Origin of the sequence: Sphingobium lignivorans (assembly GCF_014203955.1) — a bacterium.
Taxonomy (GTDB): Bacteria; Pseudomonadota; Alphaproteobacteria; order Sphingomonadales; family Sphingomonadaceae; genus Sphingobium; species Sphingobium lignivorans.
Map to the genome: position 1 here is coordinate 3,331,677 of NZ_JACHKA010000001.1, position 24,434 is coordinate 3,356,110.

General features: G+C 68.1%; 27 protein-coding genes. 17 read left to right on the forward strand and 10 right to left on the reverse strand.

The genetic code is table 11. The features are described from left to right. Positions 1 to 79 precede the first annotated feature (79 nt). Positions 80 to 970, forward strand: coding sequence for a zinc metalloprotease HtpX (gene htpX / locus HNP60_RS15330; protein ID WP_184155462.1), 891 nt, complete (start codon positions 80 to 82; stop codon positions 968 to 970). Positions 971 to 975: 5 nt separating this feature from the next. Then, on the forward strand, positions 976 to 1,371 hold the full coding sequence (locus HNP60_RS15335) for a metallopeptidase family protein (RefSeq protein WP_184155464.1): 396 nt from the start codon (positions 976 to 978) through the stop codon (positions 1,369 to 1,371). 22 nt (positions 1,372 to 1,393) lie between these two features. Here the strand turns inward: HNP60_RS15335 and HNP60_RS15340 are convergent, their stop codons facing one another. The 5 genes from HNP60_RS15340 to HNP60_RS15360 form a co-directional block, all read right to left on the reverse strand. Continuing rightward, on the reverse strand, positions 1,394 to 3,094 hold the full coding sequence (locus HNP60_RS15340) for an ATP-binding protein (protein ID WP_221414681.1): 1,701 nt from the start codon (positions 3,092 to 3,094) through the stop codon (positions 1,394 to 1,396). A 112-nt stretch (positions 3,095 to 3,206) separates the two neighbouring features. After that, entirely contained in the window at positions 3,207 to 3,992 is a 786-nt protein-coding gene (locus HNP60_RS15345; protein ID WP_184053077.1) for a TIGR02186 family protein, read from the reverse strand. Beyond that, positions 3,989 to 4,903 carry a sulfite exporter TauE/SafE family protein gene (locus tag HNP60_RS15350; RefSeq protein WP_014077472.1) on the reverse strand — a complete coding sequence of 305 codons (915 nt, stop codon included), beginning with the start codon at positions 4,901 to 4,903 and terminating at the stop codon, positions 3,989 to 3,991. The genes HNP60_RS15345 and HNP60_RS15350 overlap by 4 nt, the downstream gene beginning before the upstream one ends. Positions 4,904 to 4,959: 56 nt before the next feature. After that, a complete protein-coding gene (locus HNP60_RS20060) occupies positions 4,960 to 6,057 on the reverse strand; it encodes a hypothetical protein (protein ID WP_260394944.1) in 1,098 nt (365 codons plus the stop codon). Next, a complete protein-coding gene (locus HNP60_RS15360; RefSeq protein ID WP_184155467.1) occupies positions 6,054 to 7,448 on the reverse strand; it encodes a glycosyl transferase family protein in 1,395 nt (464 codons plus the stop codon). The genes HNP60_RS20060 and HNP60_RS15360 overlap by 4 nt, the downstream gene beginning before the upstream one ends. Positions 7,449 to 7,675: 227 nt before the next feature. Here HNP60_RS15360 and HNP60_RS15365 point away from each other — a divergent pair, with 227 nt between their 5' ends. The 8 genes from HNP60_RS15365 to HNP60_RS15400 all read left to right on the forward strand — a co-directional run bounded on the left by HNP60_RS15365 (position 7,676) and on the right by HNP60_RS15400 (position 13,765). Beyond that, the gene (locus tag HNP60_RS15365; RefSeq protein ID WP_260394945.1) at positions 7,676 to 8,380 is read left to right on the forward strand and encodes a nicotinate-nucleotide adenylyltransferase; all 705 of its coding nucleotides are present in this window, start codon (positions 7,676 to 7,678) and stop codon (positions 8,378 to 8,380) included. 47 nt (positions 8,381 to 8,427) lie between these two features. After that, complete coding sequence (rsfS, locus tag HNP60_RS15370; RefSeq protein ID WP_041393514.1) at positions 8,428 to 8,805, forward strand: ribosome silencing factor; 378 nt, start codon at positions 8,428 to 8,430, stop codon at positions 8,803 to 8,805. A 158-nt stretch (positions 8,806 to 8,963) separates the two neighbouring features. Then, complete coding sequence (locus HNP60_RS15375; protein ID WP_184155470.1) at positions 8,964 to 9,389, forward strand: 23S rRNA (pseudouridine(1915)-N(3))-methyltransferase RlmH; 426 nt, start codon at positions 8,964 to 8,966, stop codon at positions 9,387 to 9,389. Positions 9,390 to 9,392: 3 nt separating this feature from the next. Beyond that, entirely contained in the window at positions 9,393 to 10,637 is a 1,245-nt protein-coding gene (locus tag HNP60_RS20120; RefSeq protein ID WP_184155473.1) for a murein hydrolase activator EnvC family protein, read from the forward strand. A 114-nt stretch (positions 10,638 to 10,751) separates the two neighbouring features. Then, positions 10,752 to 12,101, forward strand: coding sequence for a S41 family peptidase (locus HNP60_RS15385; RefSeq protein WP_184155475.1), 1,350 nt, complete (start codon positions 10,752 to 10,754; stop codon positions 12,099 to 12,101). 1 nt (position 12,102) lies between these two features. After that, the gene (locus HNP60_RS15390; protein ID WP_014077480.1) at positions 12,103 to 12,594 is read left to right on the forward strand and encodes a disulfide bond formation protein B; all 492 of its coding nucleotides are present in this window, start codon (positions 12,103 to 12,105) and stop codon (positions 12,592 to 12,594) included. Further along, positions 12,591 to 13,142 (forward strand): demethoxyubiquinone hydroxylase family protein, encoded by a 552-nt coding sequence (locus tag HNP60_RS15395; RefSeq protein ID WP_184155478.1) that lies wholly within the window; start codon positions 12,591 to 12,593, stop codon positions 13,140 to 13,142. Before HNP60_RS15390 ends, HNP60_RS15395 begins: the two co-directional genes overlap by 4 nt. A gap of 32 nt (positions 13,143 to 13,174) precedes the next feature. Beyond that, positions 13,175 to 13,765, forward strand: coding sequence for a hypothetical protein (locus tag HNP60_RS15400; RefSeq protein WP_184053053.1), 591 nt, complete (start codon positions 13,175 to 13,177; stop codon positions 13,763 to 13,765). Between the two features lie 7 nt (positions 13,766 to 13,772). On the opposite strand, the gene HNP60_RS15405 is transcribed toward HNP60_RS15400, so the two are convergent. After that, entirely contained in the window at positions 13,773 to 14,252 is a 480-nt protein-coding gene (locus HNP60_RS15405) for a DUF2141 domain-containing protein (RefSeq protein ID WP_338056728.1), read from the reverse strand. Positions 14,253 to 14,269: 17 nt separating this feature from the next. Continuing rightward, positions 14,270 to 15,019, reverse strand: coding sequence for a sterol desaturase family protein (locus tag HNP60_RS15410; protein WP_184155481.1), 750 nt, complete (start codon positions 15,017 to 15,019; stop codon positions 14,270 to 14,272). A gap of 155 nt (positions 15,020 to 15,174) precedes the next feature. On the opposite strand from HNP60_RS15410, the gene HNP60_RS15415 reads away from it, so the two are divergent. The 6 genes from HNP60_RS15415 (at position 15,175) to HNP60_RS15440 (ending at position 21,210) form a co-directional block, all read left to right on the forward strand. After that, positions 15,175 to 16,665 (forward strand): amidohydrolase family protein, encoded by a 1,491-nt coding sequence (locus HNP60_RS15415; protein WP_221414679.1) that lies wholly within the window; start codon positions 15,175 to 15,177, stop codon positions 16,663 to 16,665. Between the two features lie 90 nt (positions 16,666 to 16,755). Further along, entirely contained in the window at positions 16,756 to 17,919 is a 1,164-nt protein-coding gene (crtY, locus tag HNP60_RS15420; protein WP_184155484.1) for a lycopene beta-cyclase CrtY, read from the forward strand. Then, positions 17,916 to 19,394, forward strand: coding sequence for a phytoene desaturase (locus tag HNP60_RS15425; RefSeq protein ID WP_184155487.1), 1,479 nt, complete (start codon positions 17,916 to 17,918; stop codon positions 19,392 to 19,394). Before crtY ends, HNP60_RS15425 begins: the two co-directional genes overlap by 4 nt. Next, a complete protein-coding gene (locus tag HNP60_RS15430) occupies positions 19,391 to 19,981 on the forward strand; it encodes an LOG family protein (RefSeq protein WP_184155490.1) in 591 nt (196 codons plus the stop codon). The genes HNP60_RS15425 and HNP60_RS15430 overlap by 4 nt, the downstream gene beginning before the upstream one ends. Before the next feature lie 36 nt (positions 19,982 to 20,017). After that, the gene (locus HNP60_RS15435; protein WP_184155493.1) at positions 20,018 to 20,983 is read left to right on the forward strand and encodes a squalene/phytoene synthase family protein; all 966 of its coding nucleotides are present in this window, start codon (positions 20,018 to 20,020) and stop codon (positions 20,981 to 20,983) included. A gap of 56 nt (positions 20,984 to 21,039) precedes the next feature. Beyond that, positions 21,040 to 21,210, forward strand: a complete 171-nt coding sequence (locus HNP60_RS15440; protein WP_184155496.1) for a hypothetical protein — start codon at positions 21,040 to 21,042, stop codon at positions 21,208 to 21,210. A gap of 90 nt (positions 21,211 to 21,300) precedes the next feature. Here HNP60_RS15440 and HNP60_RS15445 read toward each other — a convergent pair whose 3' ends face one another. Next, on the reverse strand, positions 21,301 to 21,951 hold the full coding sequence (locus HNP60_RS15445; RefSeq protein WP_184053030.1) for an outer membrane protein: 651 nt from the start codon (positions 21,949 to 21,951) through the stop codon (positions 21,301 to 21,303). 134 nt (positions 21,952 to 22,085) lie between these two features. Further along, positions 22,086 to 23,273 carry an NHL repeat-containing protein gene (locus HNP60_RS15450; RefSeq protein WP_184155499.1) on the reverse strand — a complete coding sequence of 396 codons (1,188 nt, stop codon included), beginning with the start codon at positions 23,271 to 23,273 and terminating at the stop codon, positions 22,086 to 22,088. 153 nt (positions 23,274 to 23,426) lie between these two features. Between HNP60_RS15450 and HNP60_RS15455 the strand changes: the two genes are divergently transcribed. Beyond that, positions 23,427 to 23,600, forward strand: coding sequence for a hypothetical protein (locus tag HNP60_RS15455; RefSeq protein ID WP_014077493.1), 174 nt, complete (start codon positions 23,427 to 23,429; stop codon positions 23,598 to 23,600). Positions 23,601 to 23,699: 99 nt separating this feature from the next. Here the strand turns inward: HNP60_RS15455 and HNP60_RS15460 are convergent, their stop codons facing one another. Continuing rightward, complete coding sequence (locus HNP60_RS15460) at positions 23,700 to 24,278, reverse strand: hypothetical protein (RefSeq protein ID WP_184155502.1); 579 nt, start codon at positions 24,276 to 24,278, stop codon at positions 23,700 to 23,702. Between the last annotated feature and the right edge of the window lie 156 nt (positions 24,279 to 24,434).

The following is a 24,434-nucleotide window of genomic DNA, read 5'->3' on the forward strand; positions in this document are numbered from 1 at the left end:
CCGGTGCCCCGCAGCATTGCAGGCCTCCTGCCCTGTTCCTACATTGGCGGCACAGGATTTCGCCAAGGAGTTTAAGGCGTTGAACGGAATGAAGACGGCCATGCTGCTGTCAGCGCTCACCGCGCTGTTCATGGGGCTGGGCTATATGTTCGGGGGTGCTGGCGGCGCGATGATCGCGCTTCTCGTGGCGGTCGGCATGAACCTGTTCACTTACTGGAACGCGGACAAGATCGTCCTGCGGATGCACAATGCGCGCGAGGTCGACATGGCCAGCGCGCCGGATTTCTACGGCATGGTGCAGGGCCTCGCTCGCAATGCCGGCCTGCCGATGCCGCGCGTTTACATCGTCGAGGATCCGAGCCCCAATGCCTTCGCGACCGGGCGCAATCCCCAGAATGCCGCCGTGGCCGCCACCACCGGGCTGCTCGCCATGTTGTCGCGTGAGGAAGTGGCGGCAGTGATGGCGCATGAACTGGGCCATGTGCGCAATCGCGACACGCTGGTCATGACCATGGTCGCGACCATCGCGGGCGCCATCTCGATGATCGCCAATTTCGCCCTGTTCTTCCGGGGCGGCAACGGCAATGGCGGCAATCCGCTGGCGGCCATTCTCGCCGTGCTCGTCGCGCCTTTCGCCGCAATGATCGTGCAGATGGCCATCAGCCGCACCCGCGAGTTCGGCGCGGACAAGGCAGGCGCCGAGATCAGCGGCAATCCGGGCGCGCTGGCGTCCGCCCTCGCCAAGATTGCTGGCGCGGCGCAGCGCCGCCCGCCGCAGGCCGTGACGCAGAATCCGGCCGCCGCGCAGCTCTACATCGTGCCGACCGGCGTCTCCGAGCTGTTCTCGACGCATCCCGCGACCGAGCGGCGCATCGCGGCGCTGCAGGCGATGCAGCCTGCGGGCCCCGTCTCGGCCCCGGCCGTGCGGCGGCGCGCCCGCTCCGCGCTCGATCCGCTGGGCCGGCCCTGATCGGCATGGTTCTCGCGCCGGACGCTGATGCGCTGGAAATGCTGGCACGCCGCGCCATCGCGGCGATGCCGCCGCTGTTCCGCGAGCATCTGAACGGCATCGCGATCCAGATCGAGGAATTCGCGAGCGAGGCCGTGCTCGCCGAGCTGGGCATCGAGGACCCGTGGGACCTCACCGGCCTTTACGAGGGCCGCGCGCTCACCGAGCAGAGCATCTGGGATTCAGGCGGCCTGCCCCCGGTCATCCGCCTCTACCGGCGCCCGCTGCTGGAGGAATGGGTCGACACCGGCGTGGCGCTCGACGCGCTCATCGCTCATGTCATCGTCCATGAGGTCGGCCACCATTTCGGCTTTTCGGACGAGGACATGCACGCGATCGAGAAGGACATGACGGGCTCGTAAGCGGATACGGACCCGCGCCGTCTCAGCGCCCCTGGTTGCGCCAGCGATTGACGGTGCGCTCGAGGATTTCCTCTTCCCCGCCGGATTCCCGCCACAGGGACGAGAAGACCGGATCGGCCGAGGCCGGGCGCCGGCTCGCCTCGAGATCGTCGAAGGCCACGCGGATGGGCACGGTCACGCCTTCGCCGCACACCACGCATTCGCGATTGCGCAGCGCGGGAATCGCGTCGAGGAAGCCGCGCGATCCTTCCGGCATTGCCGCCTTCACGAAATTCTGGTCCCGGTCGTTGTTGAGGCGCATGGAAATCAGCGTACCGCACTGGGAAAGCACGCCTTCCGCGAGGTCCGAGGGACGCTGGGTGATGAGGCCCAGCGACACGCCATATTTGCGGCCTTCCTTGGCGATCCGCTCCAGGATCTTGCGGACCGACTGGCCCTCGCCAGTGGTGCTGGAAGGAATGTAGCGATGCGCTTCCTCGCAGACGAGCAGGATGGGCTTCTGTTCCTCGTCGCGCGACCAGATCGCGAAATCGAAGATGAGGCGCGCCAGCACCGAGACCACGACATGCGTGATCTCCGAAGGCATGGTGGAGGTATCCACGATGGAGATCGGCTTGCCGAGCGCGGGCAGCCGGAAGACCTTGGCAAGGAAGGCCTGCATTGAGTCCGCCACCAGCATGCCCGAGAACATGAAGCTGAAGCGCGGATCGGACCGGATTTCGTCCAGCCGGGTCCGCAGGCGCAGATAAGGCAGCGTGTTGGTGCTCTTGTCGAGCTTGCCCATCTCGTTGGCGAGGATCGTCGCGAGATCGGACAGAAGATAGGGCACCGGCGAATCCACGGTCAGCCGCCCGATGCCTTCCGCCGCGCGGTTGCGCGCGCGCGCCGCCAGCAGGCACTTGGCGAGGATGTCGCAATCCATCGCGCGTTCCGGCCCCCGGGACGTGACGAGCACTTCGCAATGTTCCTCGAAGTTCATCAGCCAGTAGGGCAGTTCGAGATTGGTCGTGTTGTAGACCGCGCCGTTGGTCTCGAAGGCCGCGCCATATTCGCCGTGCGGATCGATCATCACGATGTGGCCCTGCGGCGCGAGATCGCAGATGCGGTGCAGGATGAGCGCGGCGGCGGTCGACTTGCCCGTGCCGGTGGAGCCGACCAGCGCGAAATGCTTGCCGAGCAGCGTGTCCACCATCAGCGCGGCCCGCGTCGTCGCGGTGGGATAGACGGTGCCGATCTCGATGCGCGCGCCGTCATGCGCGGAATAGATTTCCTGCATGTCCGCGTTGGACACGGGATAAAGCTGGGTGCCGGGAACCGGGAAGCGCGTGACGCCCCGGCGGAAGCGGAAGATGCGCCCGGTGAGCTGCTCCTGGTCGCCTTCCCCCACGAAATCGATATCGGCGACGATATGGCCGGGATGACGCGGATCGAGCGACAAGGTGCGGATCGTGGCGACGATCCAGCAGTTGCCGGTCCGCATCTTCACCTGGCTGCCGACCTGCCCCGCCATGGCGACGCTGCTGTCCTCATGCACGCTCAGCGTCTCGATCGCCTGGATGTCGATGAGGACACGCGCCGATCCACCCGAGATGCCGGAAACCAGGCCGATGACGAAATCGGAGAGGCGGCGGCGGGGCGGCGCCTCGGCGGGATCGAGGCCCGAAGGCCGCACCGGCGTCGGCTCCAGCGGGCGTCCCGCGCTCATCCCGGTCATGAAGTTCATGCGTGCAGCGCTCCCACCCTGTCCATCAGACAAGGGCGCTATCAGCAAGGCGTAAACAAAATCCTGCGCCGGGGTCGGCCGCCGAAGCGCGCTTCCGGATCCCCCCCGGGGCTCAGGCCGGTGGCAGCCGCTGGGCGACATAGCCCGCAGCCAGCCCCATCACGAGCGCCAGCGTCACGGCCGCGATGCCATAGGCCAGGTCATGCTCTTCCGCGAACTGCCCTATGAGCCGCTCGAAGCCGGTCTTGTGGACTTCGATTTCCCGGGTGGCCGCCGCCAGCACGCGGCCATTCTGCACCAGAAATGTCTCCGCCGTGTAAGTGCCGGTGACGACACGCGCGGACAGCGGCAGGCGCGCGCGATAAAGCACGCCGTCAGTGATCTCCACCGTGCCGGGCGCTTCCAGATAAAGGCCGTTGCGGGCACGCAGATCGTTGAGCCCCCGCGCGAACCGGCCGATCTCTGTCGTGCCGCTCAGCGATGACGGGGAAAGCTGCAGCTTGTTGAGGCCGAATTCGTAGATCGCGGCCGTGCGCTCGTCGACCAGCTCGTCGATGGCGCGGGAGGACGCGACCGCATAGAAGCTCGGCGCCGATCGGAAATCGATGCTGTCGGCGTTCACCCAGATGCCGGCGATCTTCTGCTTCTCGCGCATCGTGATCGACTGGCTCGGGCCCTTCAGCACCACGATGATGTCCGCCGGCTCCTCCGGCACGCGTCCGCCCGGGTAGAGGATGGCGCCGAACAGCAGCAGCTCCGCCCCCGTGAAGCTGAAGCGGATCTCCACCGTGCGCTGCGACACGTCCGGCACGAGCTGCGGCGCCGCCTGCTGCGCGCGCGCGGCCTGCCCTGCGGCGAGCAGCCCCAGCGCGGCCAGCAGGAGGACCAGGCGCCTCACTGCACGGTCACCGTATAGATTTCGTCCGGCCGCCAGCCGAGGCCGAGCGCCATGCGGATGGCGACGACGAGGACGATCAGCGCCAGTGCTACGCGCAGATATTCGGGCGGCGCCTTCATGGAGATGCGCCCGCCGACCTGAGCGCCGATCACGCTGCCGATGAGCAGCAGGAAAGCGAGGACGAGGTCCACGGCATGGGTCGTCATGGCATGGGCGATGGTCGTCGCCATGGTCACGAACAGGATCTGGAACAGCGATGTGCCGATCACGAGCTGGGTCGACATGCCGAGGATGTAGATCATCGCGGGCACGAGGATGAAGCCGCCGCCAATGCCCATCAGCATGGTCATGATGCCGGAGAAGACGCCGAGCAGCAGCGGCGCGAAGGGCGAGATGTAAAGGCCCGAGGCATAGAAGCGCCAGCGCAGCGGCAGCGCGGCCACCAGCGGATGATGCCGCCGCTTGCGCGCTTCCGGACGCTCGCCGCGCCGCGCCATCACCAGTGCGTGAATGGCCTCGCGCGCCATCAGCAAGCCGATCGAGCCGAGCATCACCACATAGAGCAGGCCGATGACCGTATCGATCTGGCCCAGCCGGTCGAGGATACGGAAGATGACGGTGCCGATTGCCGCGCCGATGATGCCGCCGACGACCATGACGCCGCCCATCGGCAGGTCGACGGTCTTGCGGCCGAGATGGCTCATCACGCTGGAGACGCTCGCGCCCATCACCTGAGTCGCTGCCGAGGCGGCCGCGACCGTCGGCGGAATGCCGTAGAAGATGAGCAGCGGCGTCGTCAGGAAGCCGCCCCCCACACCGAACATGCCGGAAAGCAGGCCCACCAGGCCGCCCAGCCCGATGATGACCACCGCATTCACGGACAGGTTCGCGATCGGCAGATAAATGTCCATGTCGTCCTCGGTAGTCGCAAAGCCGCCGCGCCAAAAGGGGCGAGCCGCTCCGGCGGCTAAAAATCTGCCACCAGCGTGATGGCTGGTCCGCTTGCCGGGCGCGCGTCGCCCCCGATCCGCAATCGCCACTCGCCGCTCAGGCGCATGGTGCCGGCGCCCGTCGGCACCCGCAGGCTGATTTCCGGCCCGAGATCGAGGCGGGATGCGCCGGGCTGGGCGCCGCCCGAGACGCTCGCACCGGCCACGAGCCGGAACGCCCTCTCCTCCGGCGCGAGCACATAGAACAGGCTGGCCTTGCCGTCCGCGAAGGCGTCCGGATCGTCCAGCCCGACGACTCCCGCCTGCGCATAACCTTCCGCTTCCAGCCGGGGCGCCACCGCGCGCGGGCCGAAGCCCCCCGCGGCAATCAGGGCGAAGGCGCTGCGCCCGCCCGGCCCGAGCTTCTGGCGCCGCTCAGCCATGAGCGAGACCGGGCCATTGGCCGGCCGCCACGCCAGCCCGAGCGCGGCCTCCTCGGACGATGGCCCTGCGAAAGCCCGGGAAGCGCGCAGATAGAGCGCTACCGGCCCCGCCGAACCATCATGCAAGCGATAGTCGAGACGCGCACCGGCCTGCGAGCCGCCGAGCAATGGCGCGGAAAGGGTGCTGCCCGTCATCTCCGGTCGCCAGAGCAGCCAGGCCGTGCCGGACCATCGCCGCCGCCCGGTCATCGGTGGCGCCACGGGGTTGGACGTCCATGCCGCACCCGGCGCGGGCCCCGGTTCCGGGTCCGCTGCCCCCCACGCGCTCCCGCCCTCGCCATGCATCTCCTCCAGCAGAGCGGCCGCGAAATGCGGCGCCTCAGCAGGCACGAGGTCGCGTCGCTGATTCGCGGCCGGGCCGTGGATCTGTCCGGTCCGAGATCCCAGCGAAGAGCGGCGTCGCGACCGGAGAGGGGAAGGCGACGCGAGCCCCACGCGCTCCTCATCCGGGGGCGCTTTCAGCGAAAGCATGACGTGAACGACCCGAGGCGTTCCGCCAAGCCATGCCCATTCCGACCATCCGGCCGCGAGAGCACCCCAGACCAGCGGCGCCACCAGCAGTCCCGCGCGTGCCGCCACCCAGCCGCCCAGCAGCCACCCGAGGAAGCGCATCGGGCGACCGGACGCGCTCATGAGCGCGATGGCTCCGCTGCGTCAGGGAAGCGATGGGTTGTCTTGTCCCACACCAGCCGTTGCCCGCGCAGATGACGCACATAAATGTCCACGGCACGCCGCACCGCCAGCATCGCGATGATATTGGCCACCAGCGAACGCGGCACGGAGAGCAGCGCTTCCCACCAGCCATAAGCGCGCCAGACGAAGATCATGCGGACCAGCAGGCGCCAGCCGAGAATGACGCCGGTGATCTTCAGCAACCATGGCAGGGGCCAGGGCAAGGGCGCGCTCGCCCGTCCCGCCAGCTCCGCGATAGCCACCAGCCCGGCCATCAGCAGGCCGAGATAGGCCGCGAGCAGGACCAGTGCGGCCAGCGCGGCGCGCCGGTCGCGCAGTCGCATCCAGCGCTCGTGCCAGGAGCCGGACCAGCCCATGCGGTCCCAGCCGGCCAAGGCGATGCCCACCGTCCAGCGCGCTTTCTGCCGGACCGCCGCGCCCAACGTATCCGGGAAATATTCGCGCGTCGCGATAAGCGCGCCGTCTTCGTCGCGCATGCGCACCAGCACGCCCCGGTCGCCTGCCTCGCCGATGCGCAGGCCCAGCTCATAATCCTCGGTCAGGCTGTCGGGATCGAATGGCAATTCCCCGCGCGCGGCGGCGATGCGCCCGAGCACCCGGCGATTGAACCCGCAGCCAACGCCGGCGGACGGCAGCGCCGCGCCCAGTGCCTCCCGCACCGCCAGTGATTTGCCATGATGCTCGGCGAACTCGTCGCAATAATGGCCGGCGATCCAGCGCGAGCGTGCCGAGGCGAGCGGCAGCACCGGAAGCTGGACGAGGCCGAAGCGCGGCGCGAGCAGGCCAATGAGCCGCAGGGCATCGCGGTGCACGACGTCTTCCGCGTCATGAAGAACGACGGCCAGCATCTCGCGGCCCTGCGCCTGTTCCCATGCCCGCATGGCGCCCCAGAGCTGATTGAGACAGTCCGCCTTCGTGGTGGGGCCCGGCCGGGGATTGAGGACGAGCGACACGCGCGCCCCGTCCGGCCCCGCCGTCACTTGCCGGACTCGCTCCAGGGTCACCGGGTCATTGGGATAGGCGCCGACGAAGAGATGGACGTCCTCGTCACGCCACTTGTGCAGGCATGCGCGCAGCATCGGCCCGATCACCTCGCCCTCGTCCCACGCAGGCACGAACACCGCGATCGGCCCCGCCCGGCCAGGCGGCGGGAGATCGCAGGCCGTCATGCGCGCGATGCGCGAATAGATGGTGATGGAGCGCCACAGCCGGCGCGTGGCATAGAGGCCGTCAATGGCCAGGTCGTCCAGCCCGCCCAGTAGCAGGCCGATCGCGGCGAACAGCAAGAGTTCGTTGCGCAGCAGCTCAGCAGCCGTCAGTGCCAGCCCCATAGCCCCCCGTGGGTCGACGCCTCTCCCCCCCTGCGCCGCGCCGTCTCTATCGGGCCAGCAAGGTGGAAAATGCAAGGACCAATGACGATCGGCGATCCGCGGTGCGATGACGCTCCGTCGGCACCTCCGCCCGGGGCCCTGCCGTCGCCTTCGGGCCCGGCTCCGACCATACGCTTCGGCCGGCGCCGTTTGACGCTCCGCCGGGGCTTCTCTAACGAGAAGCCGCTATGGCCACGGCGTCCCGCGCATCTCCCCCGGCATTGATTGCCGCCCCCGCCGGCGCTGCGCGCGGACGGCGCGTGACGGTCGGCCTGCTTGGCGGCTCGTTCAATCCCGCGCATGGCGGCCACCGCGCCATTTCGCTGTTCGCGCGCGAGGCGCTGGGGCTCGACGAGATCTGGTGGCTCGTCTCGCCGGGCAATCCGCTCAAGCCGCGCGCCGGCATGGCGCCGCTGCGCGCCCGCGTGGCAAGCACCCGCAAGACCGCGCGGGGCGCACCGATCCGCGTCACGGCCATCGAGCGGGATCTGGGCACGCGCTACACCGTGGATACGCTGCGCGCGCTGCGCCGGCGCTATCCCCGCATCCGCTTCATCTGGCTCATGGGCGGCGATAATCTCGCGCAATTCCACCAGTGGAAGGCCTGGCGCGACATCGCGCGCGGAACAGCCATTGCCGTCATCGCCCGTCCGGGCTATATTGGGAAGGCTTTAGGCTCACCTGCCATGGCCTGGTTGCGGCGTTTCGTCCGACCCGCGCGCCAGAGTAAAAGCTGGACGACATGGAGACTGCCGGCGCTCGTGCATCTGCGCTTTCGCCCTGATCCGCGATCGGCCACCCTGCTGCGGCAGAAGGCCCCCCATTGGCACCGAAGCTTTGCTTTTGCCGCGCCGCGTGACGGCGTGACCGGTCGCCGCATACCGAAGGAGTGACATTGCCCGACCCTTTACCGACCCGGATCGCCAGCCCCGCCAATGACGTGGGCCATCTTTCCAACGGCTTCGAATCGCCTGCCGACCACCTGCTGGGCATCGTGCTCCAGTCGCTGGACGACGATCAGGCCCAGGATGTCGTCAGCATCCCGCTCGCAGGCAAGAGCAGCATCGCCGACCATATCGTGATCGCTTCCGGCCGCTCCTCGCGCCAGGTCGCCGCCATCGCGCAGAAGCTCGCCGAGCGGATCAAGGAGGCTACGGGCCGCCATGTCCGCATCGAGGGGCTGCCCGTTGCCGACTGGGTGCTGATCGACGCGGGCGATGTCGTCGTCCACGTCTTCCGCCCGGAAGTGCGCAGCTTCTACAATCTCGAGCGCATGTGGGGCTTCTCGGACGCGCCGCTGGCCGCTGGAGAAGCCTGAGCGCGGTCAGCCGATCCGCCACGCCGGCAGGGACCGGGCGCGCACCGGAGCCCGGACCGGGCACCGGGCAGCTCGTCCGGCCGGGCCGAGACCGGCCGGCGCGCAGGCGATGCCGCCTATCCTCGCCGCATAAATCCGGCCAGCAACGGACGTAAGCGATGCTTCTCCACATTCTCGCGCGGGGGCGCATCGGCCGCTCCCCGGAAGCCGAGCTGGTCGAGCGCTACATGAAGCGCGTCACCTGGCCGACCCGCATCACCGAACTGCCCGATCGGGGCGGCAAGGTGCCGCCGCCGCCGCAAACTCCTGCCGTGGCCGTCATGCTTGACGAGACGGGCGTGCAGATGAGTTCCATGGCATTCGCCGAACGCCTCGGCCGCTGGCGCGACGACGGGATGCGCGAATGCCGCTTCCTCATCGGCGCCGCCGACGGCTTCTCGGACGAGGAGCGCGCGGCCGCCAGCCTGCGCATCGCCTTTGGCGCCATGACCTGGCCGCACATGATGGCGCGCGCGATGCTGGCCGAACAGCTCTGGCGCGCCACAAGCATCCTTGCCAATCACCCTTATCATCGCGAGGGATAGCGCATGATCGCCTTGCGCCGCCCCGCTGTCCTCCTACCGCTGCTGCTGGGGATCGCGCTGCTGCCGGTCGCGTTGCTGGCGCAGGGCGCAGGGCAGCCGGTCCCCGGAACGAGCCTGGACGAGGAGCGTGCGGCGCTCCTGCGGGCGAGAGCGCAGGCGGAGGAGGCCCGCAAGCGCAGCGAGGCGCTGGAAGCGAGCGCGCGCAAGGCGGCGAACGCGGCGGACCGCACGCGCGACCAGATCGCCGCGCTCGCCGCGCGCATCCAGCAGAGCGAGGCGGATCTGCGCGCGGGCGAAGCGCGGGTCGGCATCATCGCGCGGCTCCAGCGCGCGCAAGCGAAGCGACTCGCCGAGCGCCAGACCCCCATCGTCCGGCTGACGGCGGCGCTCCAGCAGATCGCTCGCCGGTCACCCGTGCTCACGCTGGTGGAACCCGGCACGGTGGGCGATGCGGTTCATCGCCGCATCGTCCTCGCACAAGTGATGCCGGTGGTGATGGCGCGCACGCGCGACTTGCGGGCCGAGATCGCCCGCAGCGCCGACCTGCGCGAGAGCGCCGAGGCGGCAGCCGGCGCCCTTGCCCGCACCCGGGACGGCCTCGCCGCGCAGCAGCAGACGCTCGCCAGCCTCGAGCAACGCCAGCGCGTCGCCTCGCGCCAGTTGCGGGACAGCGCCAGCCTGGAGATCGAGCGATCCCTCGCGATGGCGGAGGAAGCGCGCGACATCGGCGAGCTCATGCAGACCATCGAGGAAGCGGGCGTAATCCGCGACGCCCTGCTCGCTCTCCCCGGCCCGGTCCCGCGCCCGGACACGCCCGATGACGCCCCCCTCCCGCGCGAGAATGGTGGGCCGGCAAACGCGGCGCTGTCCGGCGATGGCGCGCGTCCACCCATTTACCGCCTGCCCGTCGTCGGCGATGTCGTCACCGGATTCGGCGAGGTCAGCGAAAGCGGGTTGCGCGCGCGCGGCCTCACCATTCTGACGGCGCCCGGCGCCACCGTCGTCGCGCCCGCCGCCGGCCGCATTGCCTTCGCCGGCCCCTTCCGCGGCTATGGCCAGATCGTCATCATCGAGCATGGCGGCGGCTGGACAAGCCTCGTCGCCCGGCTGGACCGGGTTTCGGCGCAGGTGGGGGACATCGTGCGCCAGGGCGATCCGCTCGGCGCCACCGGCCCCGGCAAGCCCCGATTGCTCGTCGAACTGCGCCGGCAGGACCGGCCGATCGACATCGGCGCGCTGCTGCGATGAGACAGGCGCCGTTCAGCATCGCGTAACGCTTCGCCGCGCAGGATGAGGCAAAGCTAGGCAGACCCGGCAATCCCGCCTATATCGAGCCCGAAGCGTCTTTTCGAAAGCCACGCAATGTCCAGTGCCCGCCGCACATTCCTGGTCCGCTCCGTCGCCATCCTCGGCGCCATCGCGCTCGTGCCCGCCTCCACCTCGGCGGTGACGGAAAGCGAGAGCGAGACCTTCAAGCAGCTCGACCTGTTCATGGACGTCTTCCAGCGCGTCCGCTCCAGCTATGTGGAGAAAGTCGACGACGCGACGCTCATCAAGGGCGCCATCGAGGGCATGCTCTCCAGCCTCGATCCGCACAGCTCCTATCTGGACGTGCGCGACTTCGAGAATCTGAGGACGCAGACGGAAGGCAGCTATGGCGGCCTTGGACTTTCGGTCACGCTGGAAGAAGGCGTAGTGAAGGTCATTGCCCCCACGGACGATACGCCCGCTGCCCGCGCCGGCATCAAGGCCGGGGATTACATCACCCATATCGACGGCAAGCTGATCTACGGCGGCTCGCTCGACGAATCGGTCGACAAGATGCGCGGCGCCCCGGGCACGACCGTCAAGCTGACCATTGCCCGCGCAGGGCGCGACGAGCCCATCGAGCTGGAGCTGACCCGCGCGATCATCGACATCAAGCCGGTCAAATGGCAAGTGAAGGGCAATGTCGGCGTCATCAAGATCGTCAGCTTCTCCGCCAACACCGGGGCGGACGTGCGCAGCGCCATCCGCAGCATCGAGAAGTCGCTGGGCCACAAGCCGACCGGCTATGTGCTCGACATGCGCTCCAATCCGGGTGGATTGCTCGACGAGGCAGTGAGCGTCTCGGACGTGTTCCTGGAAAAGGGCCAGATCGTCTCGCAGCGCGGCCGCCTGCGCGAGGACACGCGTCCTTATTATGCCCGGCCGGGTGACGATACCAATGGATCGCCCATTGTCGTGCTGATCGACGCCGGCTCCGCGTCCGCCTCGGAGATCGTCGCGGGCGCCCTGCAGGATCATGGCCGCGCGCTCGTCATGGGCGAGCGCAGCTTCGGCAAGGGCAGCGTGCAGACGCTGCTGCCGCTCTCCTCGGACACCGCGCTGCGTCTCACCACCGCGCGCTATTACACGCCCAATGGCAAGTCCGTGCAGGAAGGCGGCATCGAGCCCGACATTCTCGTGCCCCAGCTCTCCGATCCGGATTACGCCAAGCGGCCCCGCTATCGGGAAAGCGACTTGCGGCGCCATCTCATCAACGAAGCGAAGCTCGACCGCAGCGAACTGGAGACCGACACCAACACCGATCCGCGTTTCACGGCCACGGCCGAGGAACTGGAGAAGCAGGGCATCGAGGACTTCCAGCTCCAGTACGCGCTGGAGACGATCGGGCGACTGGCGCCCTCGTCCCAGCTTGCGGCGGCGAAGAAGGTGGCCGGGCAGAAATAAGATGCGGCGCGAGGCTTTCCTGTCCTTCGCCCGCTTCGTGGCGATCATGCTGCCGTTCGGCCTGCTCGTCGGTGCCCTCGTCTCCCAATATGTCGGGGGGCTTTTCCCCTGCGAAATGTGCATGTGGCAGCGCTGGCCGCATCTGCTCGCAATCGCGGCGGCGATGGCGGCAATCGGCCTGCGCCGCAATCCGTTCGGGAGCGGCGTCTTCACCCTGCTCGCGGCGCTCTTCATTGCCACGAGCGGGCTGATCGGCGTCTATCATGCCGGGGTCGAATATGGGCTGTGGGAAGGCGTCACCACCTGCTCCACCATGGCCCGGCCCACGCCCGGCCAGTCGATGCTCGACAGCATCATGGAAGCGCGGCTCGTGCGCTGCGACGTGGCTCCCTGGTCGCTGTTCGGCATTTCCCTGGCCGGTTACAATGCCCTCTTCTCCCTGGGCGGCGCGCTGCTGATCTTCGCCCTGCTGCGCAAATGGAGCCGCTCATGACCTCCCCCGCACCCCATCCGCCCCGCCCCGGCGCCGGACGTGCCGATCGCGCGGCGATGCTGCGTGTCGATCAGGCCGGAGAGTTCGGCGCCGTGCGCATTTATGCAGGGCAGCTCGCCGTGCTGGGGGACCGGCACCCGATGAGCCGGCAGATCGCGCATATGGCGGCGCAGGAAGAGCGGCATCGGGCGCATTTCGACCGGATGATCGTGGAACGCGGCGTGCGGCCGACCATCCTGCAACCCTTCTGGCATGTGGCGGGTTTTGCTCTGGGTGCGGCCACGGCCCTCATCGGTCCGGAAGCCGCGATGGCCTGCACCGCGGCGATCGAGACTGAGATCGACGACCATTATGGCCGGCAGCTCGAGGAGATCGGCGAGGATGATCCCGCGCTTTCCGGCGCCATCGAGGAGTTTCAGGCCGAGGAAGTGGAGCACCGCGATACGGCGATCGCGCATGGCGCGGAAGCGGCCCCTGCCTATCCGCTGCTGTTCGGGATGATCCGTCTCGGTTGCCGGGCCGCCATTGCCCTGTCACAGCGTTTCTGAATCACAGCGTTTCTGAAGAAGGAAGTTCTCCCATGCGCGCCCCGCTCCTCCTCCTTGCCCTTGGCACCACCCTCATGGGCCTTCCCATGGGCAGCGCGGCCATGGCGCAGGACGTGCCCGCCATCGGCCCGCAGGATACGGAGAAGGTGAAGCAGGTGTTCGTCTATGGCGACGATCCCTGCCCGGCGAGCAGCGGCGATGAGATCGTGGTTTGCGCCCGCATGCCGGACAATGAGCGCTATCGCATTCCCAAGGATCTGCGCACCGATCCGCTGGACCCCAAGGTGCAGAGCTGGGCGAACCGCGCGCGCTCCATCGAATATGTCGGCCGGGAAGGCATCGACAGCTGCTCGCCCACCGGCGGCGGCGGCTTCACCGGCTGTTTCCAGCAGATCGCCCGCGCCGCGCGCGAAGAGCGCCAGACCATGCTCGGCAGCGCGACCTGGGCGGACGCGGTGGAAAAGGCCCGCTCCGAACGTCTCGGCAATCTCGATGCCGAATCGGAAGAGATCGAGCAGCAGGCACGCGAGGAAGAAGCCGAGGCTGCCCGCCTGAAGGCCGCGCAGGAAGCGCAGCAGAAGAAGCAGAAGGAACAGGGCCCGCGCGAACCGCAGCCGCAGTGACGCGGCCTCAAAGGAAATAGCGCAGCTTCACCGTCGTGTGCGTCACGCCCGCACCGATGTGAATCACGGTCGCCTCGAATTTGGGCGGGCCGAACATGATGCGCGGGTTGCGCGAAAAGCCGATGCCCTCGCGCGGGATGCCGAGCGTCGTGTCGAGCCGGGCATTGCCATTCTCGTCATGCAGGATGAGCAGCGCATAGTCGCCCGGCGGCACTTGCGCGAAGGACAGCGTCGCAGCGGGGCTCGCGGCAATGCTGGCCTTCATCGCGGCCGGATCGTCCTCGCATTTCGGGAAATGAGCCGGATCGCGGGTGAGGCAGGCGCGGATCAGGCCGCGCGCGGACCGCAGCCCCTCGAAGCGCACGGTCAGCGCCCCGCTCGCGCTCCCCGGAGACACTGTCGGATCAGCGCGCGCGGCATCCACGCCACCGGTCAGCGCCGCCAGTCCCGCAAGCCCCGCCAGCACCCCGAGGCACCCGCGTCGCACGATAGTCGCCGGCGCCCTCATCCTTTCCGCGCGGCGGGCGGCGCCGCAAAGTCGCCGGAAAGCCCCCGGTCCGTGCCGCAGAGCCGGTCCCACACGCGGAAATAAAGTCCATAGTTGCACTGATATTGCTCATGATGGCGCTGGTGATGCGAGGCCGTGATGAGCCAGTCGCCCAGCCGCCCCCGCACCAGCCAGCGTGGAAACATTTCCCAGCCCATGTGATTGGTGACGCCCATCACCGTCATGATCGTGAGCACGAGGCCCAGCGCAGCGACATGGATGGGAATAAGGAACACCAGGACGGGGATCACGACCGCGCCGGTCAGCGCTTCCCATGGATGGAAGCTCATCGCGGCCCAGGCGGTGGGCGGGCGGCTGGCATGGTGGACGGCATGCGCCACGCGGAACAAGGCCGGGCGGTGCATCAGCCTGTGGGTCCAGTAGAACCAGCTGTCATGCGCTGCGAGATACGCCAGCACGGAGAGCGGCAGATACCAGAGCGGCCAGGCATGGAGATCGGTATAGATCAGCGTCCAGCCCCGGTTCTGCCAGCCCCAGGCCACCAGCCCCGCCGGCAGGCCGAACACCAGCGCCGAAAGCAGCGACCAGCGCACTTCCCGCCCGATCTGCCCGCCCTGCCCTTGGTAAAGTCCCGGCCGCACCAGCCGCGTCGCCAGTGCGAAGCCGCCGCTGGAAAGCAGGTAACGCACCGCGATGATGGCCGTCATGGCCAGCATCGAGGCAAGGATGATCGGCACGGCCTGCATGGGCGCCCCTTATAGGGAGCGGGGACGCGAGGAAAGCGTTTGCGCACCGGACCGTCGCATCCCGGGCATATCGGCTTCACCGTTTGACCTAAAGTATATGATATACTAGCCTCTCGCAATCCGCGCGTCTTGCGGGCATCGGAAGGGGGGACTGCATGCACAGCGGAAGACAAGGCGGCGCCTTGCGGCGTGTGGCGCGACTGGCAATGGCGGCGCTGGCGCTGCTCTTCTCCGGTATGGCGCTTGCCGGCCCCCCGGTTCTCATCAGCGGCGTGACAGTCATCGACGGCACCGGCGCCGCGCCCCGGCCGGGTCAGGACGTGCTGATCGACAAGGGCCGGATCGCCGCGATCGGGCAAGGGCTGAGCGCGCCGCGCGGTGCCACGCGCGTGGACGGACGCGGCCGCTATCTGCTGCCCGGCTTCATCGACAGCAATGTCCACGCGACCGTCTATGGCAATCCCGCGCGCCGGGACACCTCCTCGCGCTATGCGGACCGCAACGAGGACCTCGCCCTCGAGTTCGCGCAGCGCCAGCTCAAGGCCGGCGTGACGACCATCCGGGACAGCTATGGCGTGCTGCCGCCGCTGCTCGCCGTGCGGGACCGGATCGCCCGGGGCGAGGCGACGGGCGCGCGCATGCTCGTGGCGGGCAACATCCTCGGCTGGGGCGGCCCCTTCTCGCTCACTTACTCGCTCACCGGCGATCGTGACCTCACCCTGTTCCAGGAGCAATGGAACGACATTCTCGCGCAGGGCATGGGCGAGGAACTGATGGACATGACGCCGGAGGAACTGCGCGTAGCCGTCAGTGCCTATCTCGACCGGGGAGTCGATTTCCTCAAATATGGCGGCACCAGCCATTTCACATTCCCCTCGCTGATCGGCTTCTCGCCGCGCCAGCAGCGCGTGATCGTGGAGGAAGCGCACAAGCGCGGCCGCATCGCGGAAACGCACGCGACCAGTCCGGAAGGCCTCTACATCGCGGTGGAAGCGGGCATTGACCTCATCCAGCATCCCGAGATCCTCAGCCGCGATTATCCGCAGGAGCTGATCGACCTCATCCTGAGCAAGGGCACGCTGTGCGCGATCCGCGCCAATATGGTGACCGGCGCGGTGCGCCAGCGCCAGATCGAGAAGCGCGCCGCCGCGCTGGCCTCGATTGCGAAGATGCCGCCTGCCCGCACCAGCACGGAAGTGCGCCGGCGCGCGGTCATGCGTGGCGAGGATGACGAGATCCAGCGCCGCAATGCGGAGCGGCTCATCAAGGCAGGGTGCCCGGTGACCATCGCCACGGACAATTATCTGGGCGACGCCCCCGAGTTCCGCCGCAGCCCCAAGACGCCGGATCAGGAGCCGGGCGAAGGCAGCCTGCTCGCGATCGAGGGGCTGGTGGAACTGGGCATGAGCCCCATGGACGCGATCGTCGCGGCGACGCGCAACGGTGCCCGCGCGACCGGCCGGCTGAACGAGCTGGGCACGATCGAAACCGGCAAGATCGCCGATCTCCTGCTGCTCAGCGCAGACCCGACCGCCGACATCCGCAATATCCGGCGGCTGGAGCGCCTGTTCTTCGCTGGCGAGGAAGTCGATCTCGCGGCCCTGCCCCACACGCGGCTGTTCATGGAAGCGCCCGCGCAGGAGTGAACGGATGGGAATGGCCCGCGCGAGGCGGGCCGTTTCGATCCACGCGACTTCCCTGTTCTGATTTGCCGCGCGATGTTCTAGGGCTCGCGCATGAAGTCCGCGCAACCCGTCGATCTTGCCATTGTCGGCGCCGGCCTTGCCGGGGGACTGATCGCGCTGGCCCTGCGGGCAAGGCGGCCGGATCTGCGCACGGTGCTGATCGAGGAAGCGCGCTATTCCGGCGGCAATCAGCTCTGGTCCTGCTTCGCGCATGATGTCCCGGCGGAGAGCCGCTGGCTGATCGAGCCGCTGATCGTGCATGGCTGGGGCGGGCATGAAGTGCGCTTTCCCGGCCAGCAGCGCCGCATCGACAGCGGCTATGCGACGCTCACCAGCGAGCGTCTCGGCATCCGCCTCCACCGCGCCATGCCGGAGGGGGACCTGCTGTTCGATCAGGCCGCGACGGCCCTCGCGCCGCATGCGGTCACGCTCGCCGACGGGCGCACGATCGAGGCGCGCGGCGTGATCGACGCGCGCGGCCCGGGGGACATGAGCGCGCTTACGCTGGGCTATCAGAAATTCGTGGGCGCAAGCTGGGTCTGCGACCGGCCCCATGGGCTGTGCGAGCCGATCATCATGGATGCCACCGTTCCGCAGCATGATGGCTACCGCTTCGTCTACACGCTCCCCCTCTCGCCGACCGAGCTCTTCATCGAGGATACTTATTATGCCGATGATCCGGGCCTCGACGAGCCGCTGCTTTCCGCGCGGATCAGCGAATATGCCTGGGCGCAGGGCTGGGACGGGGAGGCGCGGGGCCATAGCGAGACCGGCGTGCTGCCGGTCTGCATGGGCGGCGACTTCGAGCGCTACTGGGACGCGCAGGCGCCGGGCGTCGCGAAGGCGGGCCTGCGCGGCGGCTTCTTCCATGCGCTCACCGGCTATTCCCTGCCCGATGCGGTGCGAACGGCGCTTGCCATCGCCGCCATGGACGATCTCTCGGGACCGGCACTGCATGCGGCGCTGCGGGCCCGGGCGCGCGCCCACTGGCGCGGCCAGGGCTTCTACCGCATGCTCTCCACCCTCCTGTTCCGCGCCGCAGACCCCGACGAGCGCTGGCGGGTGCTGGCCCGCTTCTATCGTCTTGACCCTGCCCTCATCGGCCGCTTTTATGCCGGCCAATCCACTTTCACAGACAAGATGCGCATCATGATCGGCAAGCCACCTGTGCCTGTGAGCCGCGCCATCCAGGCGCTCGGAGCCGCCAAGCCATGAAGAGAGCAGTCATCATCGGCGCCGGTTTCGGCGGCCTCGCGCTGGCCCTGCGCCTGCAATCGGCGGGCATCGCCACCACGGTCGTGGAAGGGCGGGATCGCCCGGGCGGTCGCGCTTATGTCTGGAAGAAGGACGGCTTCACCTTCGACGCCGGGCCCACCGTCATCACCGATCCCGATTGCCTGGCCCAGCTCTGGCGCCTCTCCGGCCATGACATGGCGGAGGATGTGACGCTGCTGCCGGTCAGTCCCTTCTACCGGCTGAACTGGCCGGACGGCACGAACTTCGACTATGGCAATGACGACGTGCTGCTCGACGCCGAGATCGCGAAGCTCGATCCCGCCGATGTCGTGGGCTACCGCAAGTTCCTGGCCTACAGCACCGAGGTCTATCGCGAGGGCTATGAGAAGCTCGGCCATGTCGCGTTCCTCGACTTCAAGTCGATGCTCAAGGCCGCCCCGGCGCTGGCGCAGCATCAGGCCTGGCGCTCGGTCTACAGCATGGTCTCCAGCTTCGTGAAGAACGAGAAGCTGCGCGAGGCGCTGTCCTTCCATACTCTGCTGGTGGGCGGCAATCCGATGACCACCAGTGCCATCTATGCCCTCATCCACAAGCTGGAGAAGCAGGGCGGCGTCTGGTTTCCCAAGGGCGGCACCAATGCGCTGGTGAGCGGCATGGTGACGCATTTCGAGCGGCTCGGCGGCACGCTGCATCTGGGCGATCCGGTAGCGACGATCGAGACAGTGGGGGACCGCGCGAGCGGCGTCACCACCCGGTCGGGCCTGCGCTTCGAGGCGGATGCCGTCGCCAGCAATGCCGATCTCATGCACAGCTATGCCGATCTTCTGTCGGGCCATGTGCGCGGCGAACGGCGCGCGCAGGCGCTGGCGGGCAAGCGCTGGAGCCCCAGCCTCTTCCTCGTCCATTTCGGCATCGAGGGGACATGGCCGGGCATTCCGCACCACATGATCCTGTTCGGCCCGCGCTATCGCGGGCTGCTGACGGATATTTACGAGCATGGCGTCCTCTCGCAGGATTTCTCGCTCTATCTGCATCATCCCACGGTGACGGACCCCGATCTCGCGCCGCCGGGCCATTCGACCTTCTATGCGCTGGCTCCGGTGCCCCATATGGGCAAGCTGCCAGTCAACTGGGACGAGATCGGCCCCATCCTCGCCAACCGCATCCTGGACGAGGTCGAGCGCCGGCTCATCCCGGACATACGCGCGCGCATCAAGGTGCAGTTCTCCTACGCGCCCACCGATTTCGCGCGCGATCTCAATGCGCATCTGGGCAGCGCCTTCAGCCTCGAGCCCCTGCTCACGCAAAGCGCATGGTTCCGCGCGCACAACCGGGATGATGTCATTCCCAATCTCTATTTCACCGGCGCGGGGACGCATCCCGGCGCCGGCATTCCCGGCGTGGTCGGCTCGGCCCGGGCCACCGCCACGCTGATGCTGGAGGATCTTGCATGAAGACGTTCAATCGCCTCGCCGTCTATTGCGGTTCGGCCACCCCGGCCGATCCGCAGTTCATGGCGATGGCGAAGGAAGTGGGCGCGGAGCTGGCGCGCTGGGGCATCGGCATCGTTTATGGCGGCGGCCGCGTGGGCCTGATGGGCGCGGTGGCCGATGCGGCGATGGCGGCGGGCGGCGAAGTCATCGGCGTCATTCCCGAGGCGCTGGTCGGCGCGGAAGTCGCGCACAAGGGCCTGACCGAATTGCATGTCGTGCCGGACATGCATGCCCGCAAGGCGCTGTTCACCAGCCTGGCGGACGGGTTCGTGACGCTGCCGGGCGGCGTGGGCACGATGGACGAGCTGTGGGAAGCGATCAGCTGGGCCCAGCTTGGCTATCATAACAAGCCGGTGGGCCTGCTCAATGTCGCCGGCTTCTACGACCAGCTCATCGCCTTCGACCGGCACATGATCGAGACCGGCTTCATCCGGCCCGCCCATGCCGGCATCCTCATCGCCCGGAACACGCTGCCCGATCTGATCGACGCGATGGCCGCCTATCAGCCGCACGAGACGATCTTCTCGATGAAGGCGGCGCGGCTTTGAGGCACCGGACAGCGCAGGCGCCAAGGCGCGGATGACGTGAGCGAGGCGCGCGCCGCGCTTGTCGCGCATGCCCGGGAGAGCATCGCGCGGGGGTCGAAGAGCTTCCGCACGGCCTCCCGCCTGTTCGACCGCACGACGCGCGAGCGGGCATGGCTGCTTTACGGCTGGTGCCGCGCCTGCGACGATATCGCCGACGGGCAGGACCATGGCGGCACAATGCATGCGACATCCGATCCGGCGCGCCGGCTCGCCGATATCCGCGCGCGGACGCAGCGGGCGCTGGGCGGGGCGGCGGGCATCGATGATCCCGCCTTTGCCGGCCTCGCCGTCGTCGCAGCCGAGTGCGCCATCCCCCGCCGCTATATCGACGATCTGATCGAGGGCTTCGCGCTCGACGCGGCGGGCTGGCGACCGCGCACGCAGGAGGACCTGCTCCTCTACTGCTATCATGTCGCCGGCACGGTCGGCTGCATGATGGCGATCGTGATGGGCGTGGCGCCGGACGATGCGCCGGTGCTGGACCGCGCCTGCGATCTCGGCCTTGCCTTCCAGCTCGCCAATATCGCCCGCGACATCGCCGAGGATGCAGCAGGCGGACGCTGCTATCTGCCCAGGGACTGGCTTGTCGAAGCCGGTATCGACCCTTCCGATCCAATGGCCCCGGCTTCGCGGGCGGCGCTCGCCGGTCTGGCGCGCCGCGCCGCCGATCTGGCGGCGCGGTACGAAGCGAGTGCCCGCTACGGCACGCCTGCCTTGCCGTTCCGCTCGGCCTGGGCCGTGCTCGCGGCGGCCGGCATCTATGGCGGCATCGCGCGGCATGTCGCGGCCGATCCGGAGCGCGCGCTCGAAAGCCGTGTCTTCACCTCCCGCGGCGAGAAGCTTGGCTGGCTGATGCGCGCCGCCGCGCAGGCCGCCGCACGTGGGCGCCTCCCCGCACCTGGCCCGCGCGACCCTGACCTATGGACTCAATCCCGGATCGCCCCCGGACGAGCGGCCATTTGATCGGGATCAAATGCGCACAGGCAAAAAGCTGCTCGAATGTCCGGCGGGAGGCGCCGATGATTCCGACACGCCATGATTATTATCGCCGCAGGGCGCGCGAGCACCGCAAGCTCGCGCTGGCCGCCGGCGAGTCCGAGCAGCGCGCAATGCATGACCAGCTGGTGCGCGCTTATGACGCGCTGGCGAAACAGTATCGATTGCGCCAGATCGTGCGGCTGAAGATCTGACGATGCTTCGGGGCCGGTCGACACCGGCCCTGCACCGCCCGCTCCGGCCGGACGTGCCAGGGGCGCGACCCGAAGGCCGCGCCGCCCGGTTCAGAAGCGCATGCCCACGCCCAGCAGGACGTTGTCGCGCTTGAAGCCGCCGCTGATGGTGGCGTCGCCATCGGCGAGCGAATAGTCCGAATAGTCGGTGTGGACATATTCGAGCTTCACATAGCTGTTGGCGAGCAGATTGACCTGCACGCCCGCGCCGGCATGCCAGCCGTCCATGTTCTCCGAGAGGGTGAAGCTGTCCGCCGCCGTCACATGGTCGATATATTCCATGCGGACCTGCCCGTTCGAATAGCCGCCCTTGGCATAGAGCAGCACGCGCGGCGCCACGTTGAAGCCGGCGCGCGCGCCGAGCGTGATGTTGCGCCCCGCCTTCACGCAGGTCTCGACTTCGGTGTAGACTTCCGCGCATTGCTTGGCCGACGATCCCTCGATGCCGGCATAGGCACCCAGGCTGAAGGCGCCGAGCCCCAGGTCATAGCCGATCTCGCCGCCATAGATGACGCCGTCGTCCTTCTCGCTCGACGTCACGACATCGGCGTCGGCATCGCCCTGCGTGTGCTGGTCGATGGAGACCCTATCCCAGCCCGCATGCACGTCCGCGCGGAAGCTGCCGATGGTCTGCGCCTGCGCCTGACCCGCCCAAGCGGCCGACGCCGCGAGAAGGGCAGCGAGCACGATCTTCTTGTTCATAATAACTCCGTCATGTTGGCGCCCAACCCACCAACATCAATGACGGAGACATTGCGGACGAACCGTGACGAAACCGCACGGCTCTCGTCAGCCAAGCGCTGCCCCCAGGGAGTCAGCCCGCGCCCGGCCGGCGCCTATTCGATGCCGGTAAAGACGAACTTCTGCACCCGCTGGCCCTGATTGACCTCGGACGTGTAGATATTGCCGTCCCTGTCCGTCACCATGGAATGCAGCCAGATGAACTCGGCCGGGCCCTTACCGTTCGCCTTGCCGAAATGGCCGATGATCTGGTGTGTCTCGCGCAGCAGCGTCCAGACGCGGCCATTCTCCATGTCCGTGACGTACATATATGTCTCGTCCGGCGAGAAGGCGACGTCGCTCACCGTGCGCAGCCCGCCCGTTTCCGGCGCGATCAGGATGTCCTTGACGAACACGGCCTTGCCGTCCGGCCCGTCCCGGAACATCTGGATGCGGTTGTTGCGCCGGTCGCAGACATAGAGGTCGCCGTTCGAGCTCTTGACCACGCAATGCACGATGTCGCCGAACATCGGGGAGCGCGGATTGGCCCCGCCATCGGCCGTGCTCGCCGCCATGCTCTGGTCGAAATCGCCTTGCCGTGCCGGCGCATCGGGCGCGCTCGCATAGGCGCCCCAGAAGCGGCGGAAGGCAGCGCTCTTCGCATCGAAGGTGATGACCCGCTTGTTGATATAGCCATCGGCGATGAGCAGCTCGTCATTGTGGCGATAGATGTCGGCGGGGCCGCCGAGCTTGGCCTTGTCGAGATTGCCGCCGGTGGCGCCGCGCGTGCCGAACTGGCCCAGATATTTGCCGTCCATGCTGTATTTGACGACGACATGATCGTCCTTGCCGTTGCCGCCGATCCACACATTGTCTTCCGCGTCCACGAACACGCCGTGCGTGCTGGCGGGGAACTGGTTGACGCCGTCGATCTCCGGCGCGGTGGACTTGCCGTCCCACGCGGCCAGCACTTTCCCGTCCGGCGAGAGGCGCAGCACGGTCGGCGCGGGCTGGCGCGTCGGGCCCGGGTCGCGCACGGAATGCGGGCGATGGACGAGCCAGATATTGCCTTCCCTGTCCGTGGAAAGCCCCGCAACCTGGCCGATCACCCAGTTCTCGGGAAGCTGCGGCCAGGCCGTATCCGCCTTGAAGCGGGGGATCGGCGTGCCGGAGACCAGCGCCGTCTGCTCGATGTCGACCAGTCCCGCGCGCGTGCCGCTGCCCGGCTGCGCGCCCACCTGACAGGCTGCCAAAGCAAGGAAGGAGAAAGCGAGCATTGTCTTCGCGGTCTTCACGGCTGGCATGAGAGGCTCTCCTGACAAGATGTCGGGTGGGAGACTGGCGGCAAGTGACTGATTCGGCAAGGCTCAGCTGTCCCGCACGGCACGACGCGAAATGCCGGAACCATTCGCCCGATGGGGAATTTCTGACGCGCAAAACATTTGAGGGCAACACCGATGGATCCGCTGTGGGATCGCACTTATCTCCAAAGACAGATCGACAAGTCCCGGGAGCTGGCGCACGCGGCGCTGCATCCGGACGTGAAGGCCATCTATCTGAGCTATGTACAACATTATGAGACGCTGCTCACCACGCTGAGCAAGCGCGGCGCGCAACCGGCGCAGGTCTGAGGCGACCGCCGGGCGCCGGGCCAGGATACGCCGGGCCCTTGGCGCGCCGGCACTCTTTTCGAACAGCGTCGGCCCTTTACGGAAACGGGCGACCGGCGCTCAGTTCACTCGCTCGCAGCGGAAGATGCGGCTGCGACCAAGCTTGCAGCGATGCCCGCCGAGCGCGGCTTCCTCGATCTCGAAACTGTCGCCCGCGCGGGGCGAAGCGCGCAGCTCGATTGTCTCCGTCTGGCGCCAGACCGCGCCTTCCCGGGTTGTGATGACCAGCTTGCGATCGGCCGCGAGGCGTGCGCTGGCGACTTCCGTCTGCAGCGCCCGGAGCGGCGGCGGGGGCGCGGCAGGCGCGGGTGCCGGAGCGGCAGGCGCGGCCTCGGCGCGCTGCGCGGGCGCGGGCATCGCTGGAACCGCGGGCGCCGTCGGCGGCGGAACGGGCGCCGCTTCGGATCGCCCCTGCTGGCCGAAGGACTGGCGCGCTTCGTTCATCTCGCGCTCGCTGTCCAGCACGCCGCTGCCGCGCAGCACCTGATCGATGCAGGCATGTCGGGCCGGCGCGCCGGTCTGCCGGGCACATTGCACCACCGCTTCCCAGTTCGCCGCCGCATCCCCGGCTGGCTGCGCATGACCGGCCGCCGCCGGCAAGGCAAGGACGGCGAGACCGATGGAGATGGCAATCCTCATTCGCGTTCCTCCTGTCCCCGCTTCGGGCGGGGTTTTGAACGACCGGGCATCTATCCCCGAGGCCCGGTCACCGCACAAGGTCTTTCCGGCGCGGAAGGCGGGCGCGGCGCTCCGCCAGCGTGTCCTCCCCGCTTTCCGCTTTCCGCTTTCCGTCAC

Excerpts from the sequence above, each read along its gene's own strand:
- HNP60_RS15335 (WP_184155464.1), top strand. The coding sequence starts at position 976 with ATGGTTCTCGCGCCGGACGCTGATGCGCTGGAAATGCTGGCACGCCGC.
- HNP60_RS15340 (WP_221414681.1), bottom strand. The coding sequence starts at position 3,094 with ATGAACTTCATGACCGGGATGAGCGCGGGACGCCCGCTGGAGCCGACG.
- HNP60_RS15350 (WP_014077472.1), bottom strand. The coding sequence starts at position 4,903 with ATGGACATTTATCTGCCGATCGCGAACCTGTCCGTGAATGCGGTGGTC.
- HNP60_RS20060 (WP_260394944.1), bottom strand. The coding sequence starts at position 6,057 with ATGAGCGCGTCCGGTCGCCCGATGCGCTTCCTCGGGTGGCTGCTGGGC.
- HNP60_RS15360 (WP_184155467.1), bottom strand. The coding sequence starts at position 7,448 with ATGGGGCTGGCACTGACGGCTGCTGAGCTGCTGCGCAACGAACTCTTG.
- HNP60_RS15365 (WP_260394945.1), top strand. The coding sequence starts at position 7,676 with ATGGCCACGGCGTCCCGCGCATCTCCCCCGGCATTGATTGCCGCCCCC.
- HNP60_RS15375 (WP_184155470.1), top strand. The coding sequence starts at position 8,964 with ATGCTTCTCCACATTCTCGCGCGGGGGCGCATCGGCCGCTCCCCGGAA.
- HNP60_RS20120 (WP_184155473.1), top strand. The coding sequence starts at position 9,393 with ATGATCGCCTTGCGCCGCCCCGCTGTCCTCCTACCGCTGCTGCTGGGG.
- HNP60_RS15385 (WP_184155475.1), top strand. The coding sequence starts at position 10,752 with ATGTCCAGTGCCCGCCGCACATTCCTGGTCCGCTCCGTCGCCATCCTC.
- HNP60_RS15390 (WP_014077480.1), top strand. The coding sequence starts at position 12,103 with ATGCGGCGCGAGGCTTTCCTGTCCTTCGCCCGCTTCGTGGCGATCATG.
- HNP60_RS15395 (WP_184155478.1), top strand. The coding sequence starts at position 12,591 with ATGACCTCCCCCGCACCCCATCCGCCCCGCCCCGGCGCCGGACGTGCC.
- HNP60_RS15400 (WP_184053053.1), top strand. The coding sequence starts at position 13,175 with ATGCGCGCCCCGCTCCTCCTCCTTGCCCTTGGCACCACCCTCATGGGC.
- HNP60_RS15410 (WP_184155481.1), bottom strand. The coding sequence starts at position 15,019 with ATGCAGGCCGTGCCGATCATCCTTGCCTCGATGCTGGCCATGACGGCC.
- HNP60_RS15415 (WP_221414679.1), top strand. The coding sequence starts at position 15,175 with ATGCACAGCGGAAGACAAGGCGGCGCCTTGCGGCGTGTGGCGCGACTG.
- crtY (WP_184155484.1), top strand. The coding sequence starts at position 16,756 with ATGAAGTCCGCGCAACCCGTCGATCTTGCCATTGTCGGCGCCGGCCTT.
- HNP60_RS15425 (WP_184155487.1), top strand. The coding sequence starts at position 17,916 with ATGAAGAGAGCAGTCATCATCGGCGCCGGTTTCGGCGGCCTCGCGCTG.
- HNP60_RS15430 (WP_184155490.1), top strand. The coding sequence starts at position 19,391 with ATGAAGACGTTCAATCGCCTCGCCGTCTATTGCGGTTCGGCCACCCCG.
- HNP60_RS15440 (WP_184155496.1), top strand. The coding sequence starts at position 21,040 with ATGATTCCGACACGCCATGATTATTATCGCCGCAGGGCGCGCGAGCAC.
- HNP60_RS15445 (WP_184053030.1), bottom strand. The coding sequence starts at position 21,951 with ATGAACAAGAAGATCGTGCTCGCTGCCCTTCTCGCGGCGTCGGCCGCT.
- HNP60_RS15450 (WP_184155499.1), bottom strand. The coding sequence starts at position 23,273 with ATGCCAGCCGTGAAGACCGCGAAGACAATGCTCGCTTTCTCCTTCCTT.
- HNP60_RS15455 (WP_014077493.1), top strand. The coding sequence starts at position 23,427 with ATGGATCCGCTGTGGGATCGCACTTATCTCCAAAGACAGATCGACAAG.
- HNP60_RS15460 (WP_184155502.1), bottom strand. The coding sequence starts at position 24,278 with ATGAGGATTGCCATCTCCATCGGTCTCGCCGTCCTTGCCTTGCCGGCG.